This is a genomic window from Microbacterium aoyamense (assembly GCF_023155855.1).
Classification (GTDB): domain Bacteria; phylum Actinomycetota; class Actinomycetes; order Actinomycetales; family Microbacteriaceae; genus Microbacterium; species Microbacterium aoyamense.
In genome coordinates, this window is the sequence record NZ_JAKNUT010000001.1 from 766,198 (window position 1) to 784,965 (window position 18,768).

Here is an 18,768-nt window from a genome sequence, read left to right on the forward strand (position 1 = left end):
GATGTCGACACCGCCCCCTGCCGCCGCGCTCACGGCCGCCGTGCGCGCGGCGGCACCGCGGGCCCTCGCGATCCTCGTGCGGCGGCTGGGGAGCTTCGACGACGCCGAGGACGCCGTGCAGGAAGCGCTGGTGGATGCGGCGCGACAGTGGCCGATCGACGGCATCCCGGAGCAGCCCGTCGCGTGGCTCGTCACCGTCGCGAGCAGGCGCGCGATCGACGCGATGCGTTCCGCGTCTGCGCGTCGTGAGCGCGAGTGGCGAGCAGCGTCGCTGGAAGTCGAGGTCGCGTCATCCGACGAGGACGACACCCTCGTGCTGTTCGTGCTGTGCTGTCACCCCCTGCTTTCGCACACGTCGCAGGTCGCTCTGACACTGCGGTGCGTGGGCGGTCTGTCCACACGCGAGGTCGCCCGCGGGCTGGTGGCATCCGAGTCGACGGTCGGCACGCGCATCTCCCGCGCGAAGGCGACCCTGCGCGGCATCCGTCTCGACTCGATCTCCGAGATCGGAGCGCGGATGCCGGCGGTGCTCGATGTGCTCGGGCTCATCCACACCGAATCGCACACGGCCGTCGAGGGAGACGCGATCGGTCGCCCCGCGCTGGCGGCGGAGTCGCTGCGCCTCGCGCGCATGCTGCTGACGCAGACGACCGACGAGTGGCGCGGCGAGGTCATGGGTCTCATCGCGCTCATCCTCTTGACGGATGCACGTCAGCCCGCTCGCGTGAGCGCGGACGGTGTGCTCGTCCCGCTCGCCGAGCAGGACCGCTCGCTGTGGCGCAGCAGCATGATCGAGGAAGGCTCCTCGCTCGTGACGGAGGCGCTCTCCCGTCATCCGCTTGGTCCGTTCCAGCTGCGCGCCGCGATCGCCGCCGTCCACGACGAGGCCGCCACCAGCGAGGAGACCGATTGGGCCCAGATCCTCGGTCTCTACGACGTGCTGTGCGCGCTCGATCCGGGGCCGGTAAGCATGCTCGGACGCTGCGTCGCGATCGGAGAGGTCGATGGGGCGGATGCCGGACTCGACGCGCTGACGCGGGTAACGGCCGCACCCGACCGCCAGTCCTTCGCCGTGCGCGCGCACCTCCTCGCGCGCGCGAGTCGGCACGACGCGGCGCGGAAGGCGTACGCCGACGCAGCACGACTCACCCGCAACGCGAGCGAGCGTCGCTGGCTTCTGCAGGCCGCGGCCCGCTGAGCGAGGCCTCCGCGGTATCACCCTTGTCGCCCGCAGCTCCTCATGACAGAGTGCGGTCGATAGCGCCGCGAACCAACTCGGAAGGACGCTCCATGAGAGTGCTGTTCTTGAGCGCGAACCTGGGCGGCAACGTTCCGCCGACGATCGCCGTGGCGCGTGAGCTCGCTCGGCGCGGCGCCGACGTCGAGGTGGCAGGGCTCCTGGTCGACGAGGAGCTGACCGCGGTGGATGCCTCGTGGGCCCAGAAGCGCGGCGGCGACGGCCGGCCCGAGCCGCTCGGGCCGACCCTCGGTCGGATCTTCCTGAGCCGGGGCGTGATGAGGGAGGCGGAGGCGCTCGTGCGCGAGCGCCGGCCCGATGTCGTGGTGGTCGACTGCATGGCGCTCGCGATGGTCAAGGGCGCGAACCTCGGCGGCGTTCCGGTCGTCGTGCTCCTGCACACCTTCGCCGAGTTCTGGCGCCGCTCCTTCCTCCACGGCCCGGTCGCGGGGATCGTCGGTGCCCTCGGATCCTCACCGCGCGCCCTGTGGTCGGCCGCGGCATCCCGTCTCCTTCTCACCGACGCCGTCCTCGACCCTGCCCGCCACGATCCCGAGTTCTCGGACTACACCTGGACCGGCTCGACCGAGCGGGGATCCGCACCCGCACCGACCGGGGATCGTCCCCGCGTGCTCGTGTCGTTCTCGACGACGCCACTCCCCGGCATGCGCCGCGCCTACCGCAACACCATCGCCGCGCTCAGCGAGCTTCCCGTCGACGCGGTCGTCACCACGGGAGGGTTCGACCTCGGAGCCCGCGTCCGGTACGCGCCGAAAGTCCAGATCCGCGGCTTCGTCCCCCATGCCGAGCTCCTGCCCGGCACCGCGCTCGTGATCGGACACGGCGGACATTCGACGACCATGAAGGTGCTCGCCCATGGCGTCCCGCTGCTGGTCCTTCCACTCAACCCGACCGCCGACCAGCACCTCATCGGCGATGTGATCGAGAAGGCGGGCCTCGGTCGCACGATGTCGCGCCGCAGCAGTGCTCAGCAGATCGCCGGCGCGGTCACGGCCCTGCTCGCCGACACCGCCGTCATCGAGCGCGCGCACGCGACCGGCGATCGCCTGCGGGCGGCACCGCCGGGTGCGCGCATCGCCGCCGACAGGATCCTCGAGGTCGCGGTCGCTGCGGATCGATGAGCTGCCGGCCGCCCCTAGGCTGAGCGAATGACCCGGGATCTCTTCGCCGACGCATCCTCGCGACGCCTCGCCGGCACGTCCGCGGCGCTCCTGACGGTCACGCTGCTCGCCGCCGCCTGCACCGCCGAGACCCCCGCGGCCGAGCCCACCCCTTCCGACGTGCCCGATGCCGGGGTCGCGCAGATCGTGACGGCGGCGATGGAGCATCATCAGCTGCGCTCGGTCCTCGTCGAGGTGACGAAAGACGGCGAGACACTCTCGCGACAGGCGTTCGGCGAGTCGATGACGGGTTCGCCGGCGACGACGGACATGCACTTCCGAAACGGCGCTGTCGCCTTCGCATACGTCGGAACACTGCTCATGCTCTACGTCGACGAGGGCGTCGTGACCCTGGACGACACGATCGACCGCTGGGAGCCCGCGCTGCCCGAAGCCGACGTCGTGACGCTGCGGATGCTCGCGAACCAGACATCCGGCTATCCGGACTTCGAGACGGACGCCGCGTGGACGGCGACCTTCAACGCCGATCCCTTCCACGAGTTCACGTACGAGGAGCGCCTCGAGGCGGCGCTCGCGCGTCCTGTGCAGTTCGCCCCCGGCACGAACTGGAGCTACGCCCACACCAACTTCATGATCCTCGGCGAGATCCTCGCCGAGATCGGCGGAGCGCCTCTCGACACCCTGCTGCGCGAGAAGGTCCTCGAGCCGATGGGTCTCGACGACACGACCGCCAGCGAGGGCTCGGCCATCCCGGCCCCGGTGCTGCACACCTTCAGCTCCGAGAGACGCGCGGCTCTCGGGATCCCCGCGGACGTGCCGTTCACCGAAGAGGCGACGTTCTGGAACACGCAGTGGGGCACGCCGATGGGCGCGAACCAGACGACCACGATCGACGACCTCACGACCACCGCGATCCAGGTGGGTTCCGGTGCTCTCCTCTCGTCGTCGAGCTTCGGAGAGATGACCGATCCGCTGCTGATCGGCTTCGGCGAGCGTGAGGAGGCGTGCGCCCCGAGCTGCTTCCCGCAATCGGTCCGGTACAGCTACGGGCTCGGTGTCGTGCGGTCCGGGGAGTGGATCCTTCAGAATCCCTCGCTGAGCGGGCTGAGCGCGACGACGGCGTATCTGCCCTCGGAGCGGATCTCGATCGCGGTGGTGGTCACCTTCGAGCCGGGCGCCTTCGATGCCTCCGGGAACTACCAGCCCTACCAGAGCACCCAGCTCTTCCAGGAGCTCGGCGCCCACTTCGCGCCGGACCACGCTCCGCCGACATGAGGCCGTTCTGCTCGACGGATCGCGGTCCAGCGAGGCATGAACCACCCCCGCGGGCTGCCCGCGCGTTCGACGACGGCGGGAGCTTCCGGAGCGATCCCGCCGTCGTCCATACGCGAGGGGCGCCGAGGCACTGCCCCCGGTTCGTCCCGGCGGTGCGCAGTTCTCGGTGCTCGAGCTTTGCGCGGGCCGGGCAGACCTACTTGTCCTTCTCTTCAGGAGGATCCAGGACCACGGTGTCGATCAGGCCGGTGCCCTGTGCTTCGGGATGCACGAGAGCGGCAGCCGCCGGACCGCGGATCGCGTCGTGCGCACTGAAGGTCGCGAGGTCGTCGGCATCCTTCGTCCTCGAATTCAGGAGGATGTTCAGCAGGATCGCGACGATCGCGCCCGCCGAGATGCCCGAGTCGAAGATGAGCTGGAACCACGACGGGAACTGCTCGTAGATTGTGGGGGTGACCGTCGGGAGCAGTGCGACGCCGACCGAGATCGCGACGATCAGGACGTTGCGGTTGTCGAACTTGACTTTCGCCAGGGTGCGGATGCCGGATGCCGCCACCATGCCGAACAGTGCGATCCCGGCGCCGCCGAGCACGGCGCGCGGCACGCCTTCGACGATCGCCGACACCTTCGGGATGAGTCCCAGGACGACGAGGATGACGCCGGCCGCCGTCGCGACGTACCGCGACTTCACGCCCGTCAGCGACACGAGGCCGACGTTCTGCGCGAACGCCGTGTAGGGGAACGTGTTGAAGATGCCGCCGAGGACGGTGCCGAGTCCGTCGGCGCGCAGTCCGTCGGCGAGCTGCTTGCGGTCGACCGGCTTCTCGACGATCTCGCCGACGGCGATCATGTCGCCCGTCGTCTCGGTCATGATGACGAGGCCCACGATGATCATCGACACGATCGACGCGAACTCGAACGTCGGCAACCCGAAATGGAAGGGTGTCACGATCGCGAACCACGCGGCATCCCCCACGTGCGACCAATCCACCATCCCCGGAACGAACAGCGCCGCGATCGTGCCGACCACGAGCCCCAGCAGCACCGACGTGCGCGCGAGCGCGGCGGGCGCGAAGCGCTCGATCAGCACGATGAACAGCAGCGTGCCGAATGCGAACGCGACGTTGATCGGCAGCGCGCCGGGCTCCTCCTCGGTGGAGCCGGTCATGATCCAGCCGGCCGCGACCCGCATGAGGGAGAGACCGATGATGAGGATGACGGTGCCCGTCACGATCGGCGGGAAGAACCTCAGCAGCTGCGCGAAGAACGGCGCGATGAGGATCATGAACAGGCCGCACGCGATGACCGACCCGAAGATCGTCGTGATGCCGTGCTCGAGCCCGATCGCGATCATGGGGCCGACGGCGGCGAACGTCACGCCCTGCATGAGCGGCAGGCGGACACCGAAGCGCCAGAAGCCGATCGACTGCACGATGGTCGCGATGCCCGCGATGAAGAGGTCAGCGCTGATGAGGAACGCGAGGTCGGCGGCCGAATAGCCGAGCGCGCCACCGACGATGAGCGGCACCGCGACGGCGCCCGCATAGAGCGCGAGCACGTGCTGCAGGCCGAGCGGGAAGAGCCGCGCGAAGGGCGGGATCGAGTCGACGTCGTTCGCGAGGGCCTTCTCGCGTCTGGCGGCCTTCTTGGCCGCCTTCTCATCGAGGTCGGCCGTGTCGTCCGTCTTGGTCATGTCGCTCCCGTCTGCTGCTTCGCGGAGCGTGACCGGGGGTGCACACCCCGTCGTCGTTCTCGGGAGAATATGAGTGCGATGTCGTGCGGGCCAGGGCTCTCGGCCGAACGTCGCGAGGAATTCACGGGCCGAAACAGACTCGCAACGTGATCGGGGCGATCGGACCGGCCACGGGTCGAGCGCCTCGGCGCGTTCATGTAAGCGCTTGCAGTATCCTGGCGTGATGACCGCGACCGTGACCTCCGAGCGCACCGATGCCCAGTCCCTCCCCGTCGGGCCCGAGTGGTGGCGCACTGCCGTCATCTACCAGATCTACCCGCGCTCCTTCGCCGACAGCTCGGGCGACGGCATCGGCGACCTCCCCGGCGTCACGGAGCACCTCGACGATCTCGCCGACCTCGGCGTCGACGCCGTGTGGCTGAGCCCGTTCCAGCGCTCCCCGCAGAAGGACGCCGGCTACGACGTCGCCGACTACTGCGACGTCGACCCGCTCTTCGGCACGCTCGGCGACTTCGACGACATGCTCGCCGCGGCGCACGCCCGTGGCATCCGGATCATCGTCGACCTCGTGCCCAACCACTCGTCCGATCAGCACGTCTGGTTCCAGCAGGCGCTCGCCGCCGCGCCCGGCAGTCGCGAGCGCGCGCGCTACATGTTCCGCGACGGCAAGGGCGAGAACGGCGAGCTGCCCCCCAACAACTGGGAGTCGGTCTTCGGCGGCCCGGCGTGGACGCGGATCGCCGACGGCCAGTGGTACCTCCACCTCTTCGACTCGTCGCAGCCCGACTTCGACTGGTCCAACGAAGAGGTGCGCGAGGAGTTCCGCCGCATCCTGCGCTTCTGGCTCGGCCGTGGCGTGGACGGCTTCCGCGTCGACGTCGCGCACGGCCTCGTCAAGGCCGACGGCCTGCCCGACTACACGCCCGACCCCGAGGCCGGTTCGATGGGCGGCGAAGAGGCGAACGTGCCGTACTGGGGCCAGCCGGGCGTGCACGACGTCTACCGCGACTGGCACGCCGTCGTCGCCGAGTACGCGGGCGACCGTGCGCTGTGCGCCGAGGCCTGGCTGCCGACGCCCGAGAAGACGGCCCTGTGGGTGCGCCCCGACGAGATGCACCAGGCCTTCAACTTCGCGTACCTCGAGACCGAGTGGGATGCCGCGGCCCTCCGCTCCGTCATCACCGAGTCGCTCGACGCCTATGCGGCCGTCGGCGCGCCGAGCACCTGGGTCCTCTCGAACCACGATGTCGTCCGCCACGCGTCGCGGCTCGCGCTCACCGCCGAGAACCCGCAGGGTCATGGCATCGGTCCCGACTCGCCCGGCAAGCCCATCCCCGAGGTCGGCCTGCGCCGTGCGCGCGCCGCGACGACGCTCATGCTCGCCCTGCCAGGGTCTGCCTACCTCTATCAGGGCGAGGAGCTCGGTCTGCCCGAGGTCATCGACATCCCGGGTGACGCCCGCCAGGACCCCACGTGGTTCCGCACGAACGGCGAGCGCTACGGCCGTGATGGATGCCGCGTCCCGCTGCCCTGGACGACGAGCGGTCCCGCCTACGGGTTCAGCGACACCGGTGCATCCTGGCTGCCGCAGCCCGCGGAGTGGGCGACGCTCGCGCGCGACGCGCAGGTCGGCGACCCCGCATCCACCCTCACGCTCTACCGAAGCCTGCTCGCGGCACGCAAGGCGCGTGCGCTCGGCGCCGGGACGCTGGAGTGGATCGACGCGGGCGAGGAGGTCGTCGCATTCCGCAACGGGAATGTCACGGTCGTCGCGAACATCGGCACTGCCCCGATCTCGCTGCCGGACGGTATCGTGATCGCGGCGAGCGGCCCGGTCGAAGGCACGACCCTGCCGGTCGATACCGCCGTCTGGCTCGCCGACGACTGAGCTGAGCCCTTTCGGGCGAGAGGATTGACGACGTGGTCAGCATCGACGAAGTGGCCCGCCACGCGGGCGTGTCGACGGCGACCGTGTCGCGCGCCCTCAGTGGGCGCGGACATGTGTCGGATGCGACGCGCGCCCGAGTCGAGGCATCCGCCAAGAGTCTCGGCTACGTCGTGTCGTCCTCCGCGTCGAGCCTCGCCTCAGGGCGCACGCGCAACATCGGCGTCCTCGTTCCCTTCCTCGACCGCTGGTTCTTCTCGACGGTCCTGAGCGGCATCGCCTCGGCGCTCATGCGGCGCGGCTACGACATCACGCTCTACAACCTGACGGCCGACCACGAGGCCCGGCACGAGATCTTCGAGAACTTCCTGCGCCGCCAGCGCGTCGACGGCGTCATCGCGATCTCGATCGAGCTCGGCGATGCCGAAACCGATCGCCTGGTCGAGCTGGGCCGGCCCGTCATCGCGATCGGCGGACCGAATCCGCGGCTCACGACCCTCACGGTCGACGACGTCGCGGTCGCGCGGCTCGCCACCGAGCACCTCCTCGCGCTCGGGCACCGCGAGATCGCGCACATCGGCGCGAGCCCCGAATTCGACATCGACTTCCACATCCCGACGCACCGTCGCCAGGGCTTCGAGCTGGCGTTGGCGGATGCGGGGATCCCCGTGCGTCCGGCGCTCTTCGAGCCCGCGGACTTCACGATCGAGGGCGGATTCCGCGCCGCGAAGCAGCTGCTCGGCAAGCCCGGCGGCCGGCCGACCGCGATCTTCGCCGCGTCCGACGAGATGGCGATCGGCGCCCTGCTGGCCGCGCGCGAGCTCGGCTATCGCGTGCCCGAGGACCTCTCGGTGGTCGGCATCGACGGCCACGAGCTGGGCGAGTTCTTCCGGCTGACGACGGTCGACCAGTTCCCCCTCGGGCAGGGCGAGCGCGCGGCCGACGCGATCCTCGATCAGCTCGAGGCATCCGCCGCACATCATGCTCCCAACCAGCTCCCCTACGAGCTCATCGTCCGCGGATCGACCGCCCGCCTCTGACTCCCCCCTTCCTCGCACGCTGCGCGCTCGCACGACTCTTCGCCCAGACGCCGACTCGACACGATCTCGCCGAGTCAACACGTTGTTCGCGCGCATTCGATGTCGACTCGTGCGGATCGAGTTGACTCGGTGAAGGAAGAGGACCGGATGCTCCCCGCGAGCGCAGCGGTGGCCCGCGTAGGCTCGGGAGCATGACGATCGACCTCGAAGCGCTCTACACCGACCTGCACCGGCACCCGGAACTCTCGTTCCAGGAGACGCGCACGGCCGGAGTGATCGCGAAGCACCTCACCGAGATGGGCATCCAGTTCGAAGAGGGCATCGGCAAGACCGGCATCGCATCGATCATCCGCAACGGTGAGGGACCCGTCGTCTGGCTCCGCGCCGACATGGACGCCCTGCCCGTTCCCGAGCAGACCGGCCTCGACTACGCCAGCACGGCGCGCGGCACGGACCCCGCCGGGCTCGATGTTCCCGTCATGCACGCGTGCGGGCACGACATGCACGTCACGGCTCTGCTCGGCGCGCTCGAAAGGCTCGTGAACACGAAGGACGAGTGGTCGGGCACGATCGTCGCCGTCTTCCAGCCCGCCGAAGAGTACGGCGCCGGCTCGCAGGCGATGATCGCGGACGGCGTGCTCGACCGATTCCCGAAGCCCGACATCGTGCTCGGTCAGCACGTCACGCCCCTGCCCGCAGGCACGATCGGCGTGCGCAGCGGCACGCAGATGGCGGCCTCCGACGGTCTCACCGTGACCCTGCTCGGCCGTGGCGGTCACGGCTCGCGGCCGCACTCGACGATCGATCCCGTCGTGATGGCGGCGGCGACCGTGATGCGCCTGCAGACGATCGTCTCCCGCGAGGTGAACCCGAAGGACGTCGCGGTCGTCACGGTCGGCTCGATCCACGCGGGGCTCAAGAACAACATCATCCCCGCCGAGGCGAAGCTCGAGCTGAGCCTGCGCTACCCCGACGACGAGGCGCGTGCGCGCGTGATGGAGAAGGTGGAGCGGGTCGTGCGCGCCGAGGCGGATGCCTCGGGTGCCGAGCAGGCCCCCGTCATCACGGTCGACCACTCCCTTCCCCCGACGATCAACGACGTGGATGCCACGGCCCGACTCTCCGCCGCTTTCGATCGCGTGCTCGGGCAAGGGACCGTCATGGATCCCGGCATGTTCACGGGCAGCGAGGACGTCTCGTGGTTCGCGCGGGACTCGGGCGCCCCGCTCGTCTTCTGGTTCTGGGGCGGTATCGACCCTGCGGCGTACAAGGCAGCGGAGGATGCCGGCACGCTCGAGCGCGACATCCCCACCAATCACTCCCCGTTCTTCGCGCCGGTCATCCATCCGACGCTCGAGATCGGCGTCGACGCGCTCGTCACTGCCGCGCGGGAGTTCCTCGCATAGGTTCCTCGCGAGCGTCGCGGAGCGGCATCCCGGAGAGAAGTCCCGGGATGCCGCGCCCGCTCTTCGTCGTGAACACGAGGATCGCCGACACGATCACGAAGAGCGGGGCGGCGAGACTCCATGGGTCTGGCAGCAGGCTCAGCAGCGCCGCGCCGCTGATGCCGCCGATCCAGCGCAGCGGCCGCGCGAGCCACGCAGACAGCGGCCCGCCGTCGTAGCGCAGCTGCACCGCGAGGTCGCCGATCGAACGACCGGTCGCGGCGATCACGACGAGCCAGACCGCTGGTCCCGCGATCGCGCCGATCGTGCTCGCCGGCTCGCCCGACAGCACGGCCGCGCGGTCTCCCGTCAGCTGCAGAGCGAGCTGCACGACCACCCCTGCGGTGATCGTCACGAGACCGAACGCCATGACGTCGCACAGGATCGCCAGCAGGCGTCGGCTCCGGGTGACCGGGCGCGGTTCATCGGCATCCATCGCCCGTTGCATGCCCCGATGACGCTTCGGCACGACCAGGGACAGGAGTGAGCCGATCACAGCGCCCGTCGTGTTCGTGAGCATGTCGTCGACGTCGAAGACACGGTAGGCGCACGGGTACAGGCCCCAGACGCCCGTGAGCTGCGTCGTCTCGATGAACACCGATACCCCGAGGCCCACGAGGAAGGCGACGAGGATGCCGTGCCCGCCGAGGACGCGGATGAAGAACCCGAGGGGGATGAACAGCAGCACGTTGAGAAGGAGCTGCAGGACGGAGGGGTCTGTCAGGGTGCTCCCCGGTCGCGCGACAGCGCCGCGGATGTCGCCCACGAACGCGAAGACGTCGAGGTTCACACCCGCACAGGTGAGGGCCGACGGGTCCGGGAGCGGCAGGAGCGTGTACGTCCAGATCGCGAGGAAGTACACCAGTGCTGCAGCCCACAGCACGAGTCGCCCGAAGCTCAACCCGCCGCGGCGACGGTAGCTCACCGCGACGAACGGCACGAACACGACGAAGCCGACGAGGGCGCCGAGCAGGATCGCGAGCATTCCCAGGCTGATCTGGTCATCCACGCGTCGAGTCTGGCAGGAGTCCCGAGCGTAAGGATTCCGTCAGGATGCCGGTTCTGAGGCATCCTCACGAAATCCATAGGCGTAATATCGCCCGCCGTGACGTATGAAAGTCGTGAGCCCGCCGAGGAACCACCCCTCGCGAAGCGCCTCATCCTCGGCGAGCCCCTCACCTCCGAAGCCCTCGACGATCAGCTGCTGCCCAAGAAGCGCGCGCTGCCGATCTTCGCGTCCGACGCGCTGAGCTCCGTGGCGTATGCGCCGCAGGAGCTCCTGATGATCCTGCTCGTCGGCGGCACGGCGTTCCTCGCCTTCAGCCCGTGGGTGGCGGCAGCGGTCGTCGTGCTGCTCATCGTCGTCGTCGTGAGCTATCGACAGCTCATCAAGGCCTACCCCTCGGGCGGCGGCGACTACGAGGTCGCGAGCAAGAATCTCGGCGAGGTCCCCGGCGTCGTCGTGGCCGCGGCTCTCCTCGTCGACTACGTGCTCACCGTCGCCGTGTCGGTCGCGTCGGGCGTCGACAACATCATCTCCGCGATCCCCGAGCTGAACCCCGGTCGCATCGAACTGGCGGTCGGCTTCGTCATCCTCATCGTCATCGTGAACCTGCGCGGCGTGCGCGAGGCCTCCTTCGCCTTCGCGATCCCGACCTACGTGTTCATCGGCTCCGTCGCGATCATGATCGTCGTCGGCATCACGCGCACGCTCCTCGGCGACCCGCCGATCGCGTCGAGCGCCGAGTTCGCCGTCCAGGGCGAGCAGCTCACACAGGCGGCGGTCATCCTGCTGATCCTGCGTGCGTTCTCGAGCGGATGCTCGGCTCTCACCGGCGTCGAGGCTGTGTCCAATGGAGTGCCCGCGTTCCGCAAGCCGAAGATCCGCAACGCGCAGATGACGCTCGTCCTCATGGGCGGCATCGCGATCCTGCTCTTCTCGGGCCTCACCGCGATCGGTCTGATCTCGGGTGTGCACTACGCCGAGAACCCCTGCCACCTGATCGGGTTCGACTGCGAGGCGGGTCCGCAGCCGAGCCTCATGGCCCAGATCGCCGCCGCGACCTTCGGCATGGGGTCGATCCCGTTCTTCATCATCCAGGCGGCCACCGCGTGCGTCCTGCTGCTCGCGGCGAACACCGCCTTCAACGGTTTTCCGCTTCTCGGCTCGGTGCTCGCTCGAGACGGCTACGCGCCCAAGGCGCTCAACACCCGCGGCGACCGACTCGTCTACTCGAACGGCATGATCATCCTGGGCATCGCCGCGATCGCGGTGCTCATCGTCTACCAGGCGAACCTCACAACGCTCATCCAGCTCTACATCATCGGCGTCTTCGTCTCGTTCTCGCTCGGGCAGATCGGCATGGTGCGCCATTGGAGACGCGCGCTGCGCAATCTCGCGAAGCTGCCACCGGATGCGGCAGCCCAGGCATCCGCCGCGTACGAACGTCGCTCCGCGCGCACGGGTCTCATCATCAACTCGCTCGGCGCGGCCCTCACGGTCTTCGTGCTGCTGATCGTCACGGTCACCAAGTTCACGCACGGCGCCTGGCTCGTCTTCATCGCGATCCCGATCCTCGCGACGCTCATGATCGGCGTGAACCGGTACTACCGCGACGTCGAGCACGAGATCGCCGTCGACGACACGACGCATTTCGGCTCGGAGGGCGATCTCGCGATCGTCCTCGTGAACCGCCTGCAGAAGCCCGTCGTGAAGGCGATCGACTACGCGCTCGCCGCGAAGCACGAGAAGGCCGTCGCCGTGCACGTCGCCGTCAACGAAGCCGAGTCGGCCGAACTGCAGCGGCAGTGGCAGGAGCACCGCATCCCGATGAAGCTCCTCATCATCGAGTCGCCGTACCGCTCGTACGCGTCACCGGTCGCGAGGTTCATCAAGAAGTACCGCGAGCAGAACGGCTCGTCGGTCGTCACCGTCTATCTGCCGCAGTACATCGTCGGGCACTGGTGGGAATCGGTCCTGCACAACCGCCGCTCGAGCCGCATCGCCCAGCAGCTGATGCTCATACACGGCGTCAGCATCACGCTCGTGCCGTGGCTGCTGGACTCGTCCGAGCTCATCTACGGCAGGCGCTCGCGGCCGCTCCCGGGAGACGAGCGCGCCGGAAGGCCCGCGCCCGAGGTGCAGCACACCGGGCGGCGGGTCTCAGGCGCGGCCGGCCCGCCGACTCCCGACACGCGTAGCCTGGAGGGGTGAGTTCCACCCCCACGACGTTCGACGTCCGCGCGGATTTCCCGATCCTGTCGCAGACCGTGCATGGCACACCGCTGGTGTACCTCGACTCCGGGGCGACGAGCCAGAAGCCGCAGGTCGTGCTCGACGCCGAGATCGGCTTCCTGACGCGCGCGAACTCCGCCGTGCACCGCGGAGCCCACACGCTCGCGGGCGAGGCGACCGAGCTCTTCGAAGACGCCCGCACCACGGTCGCGGGATTCCTGGGCGCCGAGCAGCTCGTGTGGACGAGCGGCGCCACGTTCGCGCTCAACCTCGTCGCGTACGCGATCGGCAACGCGACCCTCGGTCGCGGCTCATCGCGCTTCGCGCTGAAGCCCGGCGACGAGATCGTCGTCACCGAGACCGAGCACCACGCGAATCTCATCCCGTGGCAGGAACTCGCCGCCCGCACGGGTGCCGTGCTGCGCGTCATCCCGGTACGCGACGACGGAACGCTGGATCTGGATGCCGCAGCCCAGGTCATCGGCGAGCGCACGCGCGTCGTCGCCTTCACGCACGTCTCGAACGTGCTCGGGATCGTCAATCCGATCGCCGAGCTCACTGCTCTCGCGCGGGCCGCCGGCGCGCTGACGGTGCTCGACGCGTGCCAGTCCGTCCCCCACCTGCCGTTCGACTTCGCCGCGCTCGGCGTCGATCTCGCCGCGTTCTCGGGGCACAAGATGCTCGGCCCGTACGGTGTCGGCGGGCTCCTCGGACGCCCCGACGTCCTCGCGGACCTGCCGCCGTTCCTCACCGGCGGGTCCATGGTCACGACGGTGACCCTCGAAGAGGCGAACTTCCTCCCGGCGCCCCAGAAGTTCGAAGCGGGCACGCAGCCCGTGTCGCAGGCGATCGGCCTCGCGGCCGCGGCGCGCTACCTCGACGGGCTCGGCATGGACGCCGTGCACGCCCACGAGCGCGCACTCGAGCGGCGGATGCTGGCGGGTCTGCGCGAGATCGAGGGCGTGCGCATCCTCGGCGACGCCTCGGGGGTCGAGCGCGTGGGCGTCGCCTCCTTCGACGTCGAGGGCGTCCACGCGCACGACGTCGGGCAGTTCCTCGACGACCGTGGCGTCGCCGTACGCGTCGGTCATCACTGCGCCAAGCCGCTGCACACACGATTCGGCCTGACGGCGTCGGTCCGGGCATCCACGTCGGTCTTCACGACCGACGACGAGATCGACGTGTTCCTCGATGCCCTCGCCGGCGTGCGCCCGTTCTTCGGAGTCGGCGCGTGAGCGGGCTCGAGGGGCTGTACCAGGAGCTCCTGCTCGATCACTCGAAGCGCCCGCGGGGCAAGGAGCTCGCGCCCGAGGAGGGGCGCACGGCGACGTCGCACCAGCACAATCCGATCTGCGGCGATGACGTGACCTTGCGGGTGCGGGTGACCGACGACGGCGGGACGATCCGCGACGTGACCTGGGACGGCTCGGGCTGCTCGATCTCGCAGGCCAGCGCTTCGATGCTGACCGAGATCGTCGAGGGGATGCCGCGGGCCGAGGCCTCCGCCCTCATCGACGGCTTCCGCACGGCGCTGCGCTCGCGCGGCGAGATCGTGCTCGACGAGGACGTGTACCTGGATGCCGCAGCCCTCTCGGGTGTGTCGAAGTACGTCGCGCGAGTCAAGTGCGCGATGCTCGCGTGGGTCGCACTCGAGGACGCCCTCGCCCGCGCCTGACCCTGTGCCGTAGGGGAGTCGTGAGGGCGCCCGCCGCGCCCGTATGGATTGCGTGAGGACGGCGTCTCACGGGTCTGCCCCGGTGTTGCATCGGTGATCGTGCCTTGTACCGGCACGTCCCGATCACCCTGGAGTCCCTGTGCTGGATGTCATCTACCTCGTCGCGACGCTCGCGCTCTTCGCGCTCGTCGGACTGATCGCGAAGGGGGCCGAGAAACTCTGATGATCGTCTTCTCGCTCATCGCGGCAGCCCTCGGCATCGCCGCCATCGTCTACCTCGTCGTCGCGCTCGTGAAGCCGGAGAAGTTCTGATGGATGCCGCCACCATCTGGACCGGCGTCCTTCAGATCGCCACGGTCCTGCTTATCCTCGCGCTCCTGTACCGCCCGCTCGGCGACTGGATCGCGCACCTCTACACCTCGGCGAAGGACTGGCGCGTCGAGCGCGGCACCTATCGCCTCGTCGGCGTCGACCCCGCGTCCGAGCAGACCTGGCAGGCGTACGCCCGAGGAGTCCTCGTCTTCTCGGTCGCCGGCGTCCTGTTCGTCTACGCGCTGCAGCGGTTCCAGGCGGTTCTGCCCTACTCGCTCGGCCTCCCCGCCGTCGAGCCGGGACTCGCGTTCAACACCGCCGTGTCGTTCGTACCAACACGAACTGGCAGTCGTACTCGCCCGAGCTGACGCTCGGCTACACGGTTCAGCTCGCCGGGCTCGCGGTGCAGAACTTCGTCTCGGCCGCCGTCGGCATCGCCGTCGCGATCGCGCTCGTCCGCGGCTTCTCGCGTCGCGGATCGGCGACGATCGGCAACTTCTGGGTCGACCTCGTACGCGGCATCACGCGCCTGCTCCTGCCCCTGTCGATCCTCATGGCGATCGCCCTCCTCATCGCGGGCGTCGTGCAGAACTTCAACGGCTTCGTCGAGGTCGGCACGATCACGGGCGGCCCGCAGGTGCTCCCGGGCGGCCCCGTCGCCTCGCAGGAGGCGATCAAGGAGCTCGGCACGAACGGCGGCGGCTTCTTCAACGCGAACTCGGCTCACCCGTTCGAAAATCCGGCGCCCTGGACGAGCGTGCTGGAGATCCTCATGCTCCTCGCGATACCGTTCGCGATGCCCCGGGCCTTCGGAAAGTTGGTCGGCGACAACCGCCAGGGCTACGCGATCCTCGGCGTCATGGCGACGCTCTTCCTCGTCTCGATCGTCGCGCTCACGTGGCTCGAATCGCTCGGCCTCGGCACAGCGCCGCAGCTCGCGGGTGGCGCGATGGAGGGCAAGGAGGTCCGCTACGGAATCTTCGGCTCGACGCTCTTCGCCGGCGCGACGACCCTGACCTCGACGGGCGCCGTCAACTCGATGCACGACTCGTACACGGCCCTCGGCGGCATGATGCCGATGATCAACATGATGCTCGGCGAAGTCGCGCCCGGCGGTGTCGGAGCGGGCCTCTACGGCATGCTCGTGCTCGCCGTCATCGCGGTGTTCGTCGGCGGTCTGCTCATCGGCCGGACGCCCGAGTACCTCGGCAAGAAGATCGGGCCGCGCGAGATCAAGATCGCGTCGCTCTACATCCTCGTCACGCCGTTCCTGATCCTGACGGGCGTCGCCCTGAGCTTCGCGATCCCCGGCATCCGTGCCGACGTCGAAGCCGTCTCGATCTGGAACCCCGGCGTGCACGGTCTGTCGGAGCTCGTCTACGCGTTCACGTCGGCCGCCAACAACAACGGCTCGGCGTTCGCCGGGCTCACGGCCAACACCCCGTGGCTGAATACGGCGCTCGGCGTCGCGATGCTGCTCGGCCGGTTCATCCCGATCGTGCTCGTGCTCGCCCTCGCCGGTTCGCTCGCCTCGCAGGAGCGCGTGCCCTCGACCGTCGGCACGCTCCCCACCCACCGCCCGCAGTTCGTCGGCCTCCTCGCCGTCGTCGCGGTCGTGATCACCGCACTCACCTATTTCCCGGTCCTGACCCTCGGACCGCTCGCTGAAGGACTTGTCTGATGTCCACGTCCACCGTCCACACCCCCGTCGAGGGGCACGTCGCACCGAAGACGCCGACGCCGTCGCGCGCGTTCAGCGGAGCGCAGCTCGTGCAGGCGCTCCCGGGCGCGCTGCGCAAGCTCAACCCGGCTGCGCTCTGGCGCAACCCCGTCATGTTCCTCGTGTGGGTGGGCGCCGCCCTCACGACCGTCATCGCGATCGCCGAGCCCTTCCTCGGCGGCCCCGAAGCCTCGGGCGGCACGCCCGTGCCGTTCGGGTTCACGTGGGGGATCGCGATCTGGCTGTGGCTCACGGTGCTCTTCGCCAACCTCGCGGAGTCCGTCGCCGAGGGCCGCGGCAAGGCGCAGGCTCAGGCGCTGCGCAAGACCCGCACCTCGACGATGGCGCGCCGCGTCGCCCGGTACGACGGTGGGGACGCGATGGATGCCGAGACCGTCTCGGTATCGTCGGCCGAGCTGACCCTCGGCGATGTCGTCATCGTCGAGACGGGCGAGCTCATCCCCGGCGACGGCGACATCGTCGCGGGGATCGCGACCGTCGACGAGTCGGCGATCACGGGCGAGTCCGCGCCGGTCGTCCGCGAATCGGGCGGCGACCGCTCGGCCGTCACGGGCGGCACCCGCGTGCTGTCGGACCGCATCGTCGTGAAGATCACATCGAAGCCCGGCGAGACGTTCGTCGACCGCATGATCTCCCTCGTCGAAGGCGCGTCGCGCCAGAAGACGCCGAACGAGATCGCGCTCGGCATCCTGCTCGCGAGCCTGTCGATCGTCTTCGTCGTGGTCGTGCTGACGCTCAACCCGATCGCGTCGTACGCGGCATCCCCCGTGTCGATCCCCGTGCTCGTCGCGCTGCTCATCTGCCTCATCCCGACGACCATCGGCGCGCTCCTGAGCGCGATCGGCATCGCCGGCATGGACCGTCTCGTGCAGCGCAACGTGCTCGCGATGTCGGGCCGCGCCGTCGAGGCGGCCGGTGACGTCACGACACTCCTCCTCGACAAGACCGGCACGATCACCTACGGCAACCGCCGCGCCTCGGACTTCGTCGCGATGGCGGGGGTGGATGCCGGCGCCCTCGCCCGCATGGCCGCCCTGTCGTCGCTCGCCGACCCGACTCCCGAGGGCGTCTCGGTCGTCGAACTCGCGGCGGTGCGTGGCATCCACGTCGAGTCACCGTCGGATGCCGTCATCGTGCCGTTCACGGCGCAGACCCGGATGTCGGGGCTCGACCTCGCGGACGGCACGCAGATCCGCAAGGGCGCCTCGTCCGCCGTGCTCGCATGGCTCGAGGCATCCGGAACCCCTGTCGCCGCCGCGACGCGCGCGCAGATCACGAGCGAGACCGACGCGATCGCGCAGTCGGGCGGCACGCCGCTCGTCGTCGCCACCCTGTCGGGTTCGACGGGAGCAGTCCTCGGTGCCGTCCACCTCAAGGACATCGTCAAGGACGGCCTGCGCGAGCGGTTCGCAGAGCTGCGGGAGATGGGCATCCGCACCGTCATGATCACGGGCGACAACCCGCTCACCGCGGCCGCGGTCGCGAAGGAGGCCGGCGTCGACGACTACCTCGCCGAGGCGACCCCCGAAGACAAGCTCGCCCTCATGAAGCGCGAGCAGGAGGGCGGCAACCTCGTCGCGATGACCGGTGACGGCACGAACGACGCGCCGGCCCTGGCGCAGGCGGATGTCGGTGTCGCGATGAACACGGGCACGTCGGCGGCGAAGGAGGCCGGCAACATGGTCGACCTCGACAGCGACCCGACGAAGCTCATCGACATCGTGCGGATCGGAAAGCAGCTGCTCATCACGCGCGGATCCCTCACGACGTTCTCGCTCGCCAACGACATCGCGAAGTACTTCGCGATCATCCCGGCGATGTTCATGGGCGTCTTCCCCGGCCTCGCCGCGCTCAACATCATGGGGCTCTCGTCGCCGGCATCCGCCGTCACGAGCGCGATCATCTTCAACGCGATCGTGATCGTCTTCCTCATCCCGCTGGCCCTGCGCGGCGTGAAGTACCGCGCCGCCTCGGCGTCCAGCATCCTGAGCCGCAATCTGCTCGTCTACGGGCTCGGCGGCATCATCGCCCCCTTCATCGGCATCAAGCTCATCGACCTCGCAGTCAGCCTCATCCCGGGCTTCTAAG

General features: G+C 69.4%; 13 protein-coding genes and 1 pseudogene. 12 read left to right on the forward strand and 2 right to left on the reverse strand.

Features of this window, described 5'->3' with window-relative positions; all coding sequences use genetic code 11:
* The first annotated feature begins 1 nt into the window (after position 1).
* The 3 genes from MA876_RS04070 to MA876_RS04080 all read left to right on the forward strand — a co-directional run bounded on the left by MA876_RS04070 (position 2) and on the right by MA876_RS04080 (position 3,654).
* The gene (locus MA876_RS04070) at positions 2 to 1,198 is read left to right on the forward strand and encodes an RNA polymerase sigma factor (RefSeq protein WP_248146305.1); all 1,197 of its coding nucleotides are present in this window, start codon (positions 2 to 4) and stop codon (positions 1,196 to 1,198) included.
* Positions 1,199 to 1,290: 92 nt separating this feature from the next.
* Positions 1,291 to 2,379, forward strand: a complete 1,089-nt coding sequence (locus tag MA876_RS04075; RefSeq protein ID WP_248146307.1) for a glycosyltransferase — start codon at positions 1,291 to 1,293, stop codon at positions 2,377 to 2,379.
* 27 nt (positions 2,380 to 2,406) lie between these two features.
* A complete protein-coding gene (locus MA876_RS04080; RefSeq protein ID WP_248146309.1) occupies positions 2,407 to 3,654 on the forward strand; it encodes a serine hydrolase domain-containing protein in 1,248 nt (415 codons plus the stop codon).
* 196 nt (positions 3,655 to 3,850) lie between these two features.
* On the opposite strand, the gene MA876_RS04085 is transcribed toward MA876_RS04080, so the two are convergent.
* Positions 3,851 to 5,347 carry a nucleobase:cation symporter-2 family protein gene (locus MA876_RS04085; protein WP_248146311.1) on the reverse strand — a complete coding sequence of 499 codons (1,497 nt, stop codon included), beginning with the start codon at positions 5,345 to 5,347 and terminating at the stop codon, positions 3,851 to 3,853.
* Positions 5,348 to 5,570: 223 nt separating this feature from the next.
* On the opposite strand from MA876_RS04085, the gene MA876_RS04090 reads away from it, so the two are divergent.
* The 3 genes from MA876_RS04090 to MA876_RS04100 all read left to right on the forward strand — a co-directional run bounded on the left by MA876_RS04090 (position 5,571) and on the right by MA876_RS04100 (position 9,678).
* Positions 5,571 to 7,235 (forward strand): glycoside hydrolase family 13 protein, encoded by a 1,665-nt coding sequence (locus tag MA876_RS04090; RefSeq protein ID WP_248146313.1) that lies wholly within the window; start codon positions 5,571 to 5,573, stop codon positions 7,233 to 7,235.
* Positions 7,236 to 7,267: 32 nt separating this feature from the next.
* Positions 7,268 to 8,272 carry a LacI family DNA-binding transcriptional regulator gene (locus MA876_RS04095; RefSeq protein WP_248146315.1) on the forward strand — a complete coding sequence of 335 codons (1,005 nt, stop codon included), beginning with the start codon at positions 7,268 to 7,270 and terminating at the stop codon, positions 8,270 to 8,272.
* A gap of 191 nt (positions 8,273 to 8,463) precedes the next feature.
* The gene (locus tag MA876_RS04100) at positions 8,464 to 9,678 is read left to right on the forward strand and encodes an amidohydrolase (RefSeq protein ID WP_248146317.1); all 1,215 of its coding nucleotides are present in this window, start codon (positions 8,464 to 8,466) and stop codon (positions 9,676 to 9,678) included.
* On the opposite strand, the gene MA876_RS04105 is transcribed toward MA876_RS04100, so the two are convergent.
* Entirely contained in the window at positions 9,650 to 10,726 is a 1,077-nt protein-coding gene (locus tag MA876_RS04105; RefSeq protein WP_248146319.1) for a VanZ family protein, read from the reverse strand. The two genes, MA876_RS04100 and MA876_RS04105, sit on opposite strands and share 29 nt — an antisense overlap.
* Before the next feature lie 96 nt (positions 10,727 to 10,822).
* Between MA876_RS04105 and MA876_RS04110 the strand changes: the two genes are divergently transcribed.
* The 6 genes and pseudogenes from MA876_RS04110 to kdpB all read left to right on the forward strand — a co-directional run bounded on the left by MA876_RS04110 (position 10,823) and on the right by kdpB (position 18,767).
* The gene (locus MA876_RS04110; protein ID WP_248146321.1) at positions 10,823 to 12,931 is read left to right on the forward strand and encodes an APC family permease; all 2,109 of its coding nucleotides are present in this window, start codon (positions 10,823 to 10,825) and stop codon (positions 12,929 to 12,931) included.
* Positions 12,928 to 14,187, forward strand: coding sequence for an aminotransferase class V-fold PLP-dependent enzyme (locus tag MA876_RS04115; protein WP_248146323.1), 1,260 nt, complete (start codon positions 12,928 to 12,930; stop codon positions 14,185 to 14,187). Before MA876_RS04110 ends, MA876_RS04115 begins: the two co-directional genes overlap by 4 nt.
* Positions 14,184 to 14,627 carry a Fe-S cluster assembly sulfur transfer protein SufU gene (sufU, locus tag MA876_RS04120; protein WP_248146325.1) on the forward strand — a complete coding sequence of 148 codons (444 nt, stop codon included), beginning with the start codon at positions 14,184 to 14,186 and terminating at the stop codon, positions 14,625 to 14,627. The genes MA876_RS04115 and sufU overlap by 4 nt, the downstream gene beginning before the upstream one ends.
* Before the next feature lie 222 nt (positions 14,628 to 14,849).
* On the forward strand, positions 14,850 to 14,939 hold the full coding sequence (locus MA876_RS04125; protein ID WP_248146327.1) for a potassium-transporting ATPase subunit F: 90 nt from the start codon (positions 14,850 to 14,852) through the stop codon (positions 14,937 to 14,939).
* A pseudogene (kdpA, locus tag MA876_RS04130) lies at positions 14,939 to 16,620 on the forward strand (potassium-transporting ATPase subunit KdpA). The gene MA876_RS04125 and the pseudogene kdpA overlap by 1 nt, the downstream one beginning before the upstream one ends.
* Positions 16,620 to 18,767 carry a potassium-transporting ATPase subunit KdpB gene (gene kdpB / locus MA876_RS04135; RefSeq protein ID WP_248146329.1) on the forward strand — a complete coding sequence of 716 codons (2,148 nt, stop codon included), beginning with the start codon at positions 16,620 to 16,622 and terminating at the stop codon, positions 18,765 to 18,767. Before kdpA ends, kdpB begins: the two are co-directional and overlap by 1 nt.
* The last annotated feature ends 1 nt before the right edge of the window (position 18,768 follow it).

Coding starts and splice junctions, on each gene's coding strand:
- MA876_RS04070 (WP_248146305.1), top strand. CDS start 2: ATGTCGACACCGCCCCCTGCCGCCGCGCTCACGGCCGCCGTGCGCGCG.
- MA876_RS04075 (WP_248146307.1), top strand. CDS start 1,291: ATGAGAGTGCTGTTCTTGAGCGCGAACCTGGGCGGCAACGTTCCGCCG.
- MA876_RS04080 (WP_248146309.1), top strand. CDS start 2,407: ATGACCCGGGATCTCTTCGCCGACGCATCCTCGCGACGCCTCGCCGGC.
- MA876_RS04085 (WP_248146311.1), bottom strand. CDS start 5,347: ATGACCAAGACGGACGACACGGCCGACCTCGATGAGAAGGCGGCCAAG.
- MA876_RS04090 (WP_248146313.1), top strand. CDS start 5,571: ATGACCGCGACCGTGACCTCCGAGCGCACCGATGCCCAGTCCCTCCCC.
- MA876_RS04100 (WP_248146317.1), top strand. CDS start 8,464: ATGACGATCGACCTCGAAGCGCTCTACACCGACCTGCACCGGCACCCG.
- MA876_RS04125 (WP_248146327.1), top strand. CDS start 14,850: ATGATCGTCTTCTCGCTCATCGCGGCAGCCCTCGGCATCGCCGCCATC.
- kdpB (WP_248146329.1), top strand. CDS start 16,620: ATGTCCACGTCCACCGTCCACACCCCCGTCGAGGGGCACGTCGCACCG.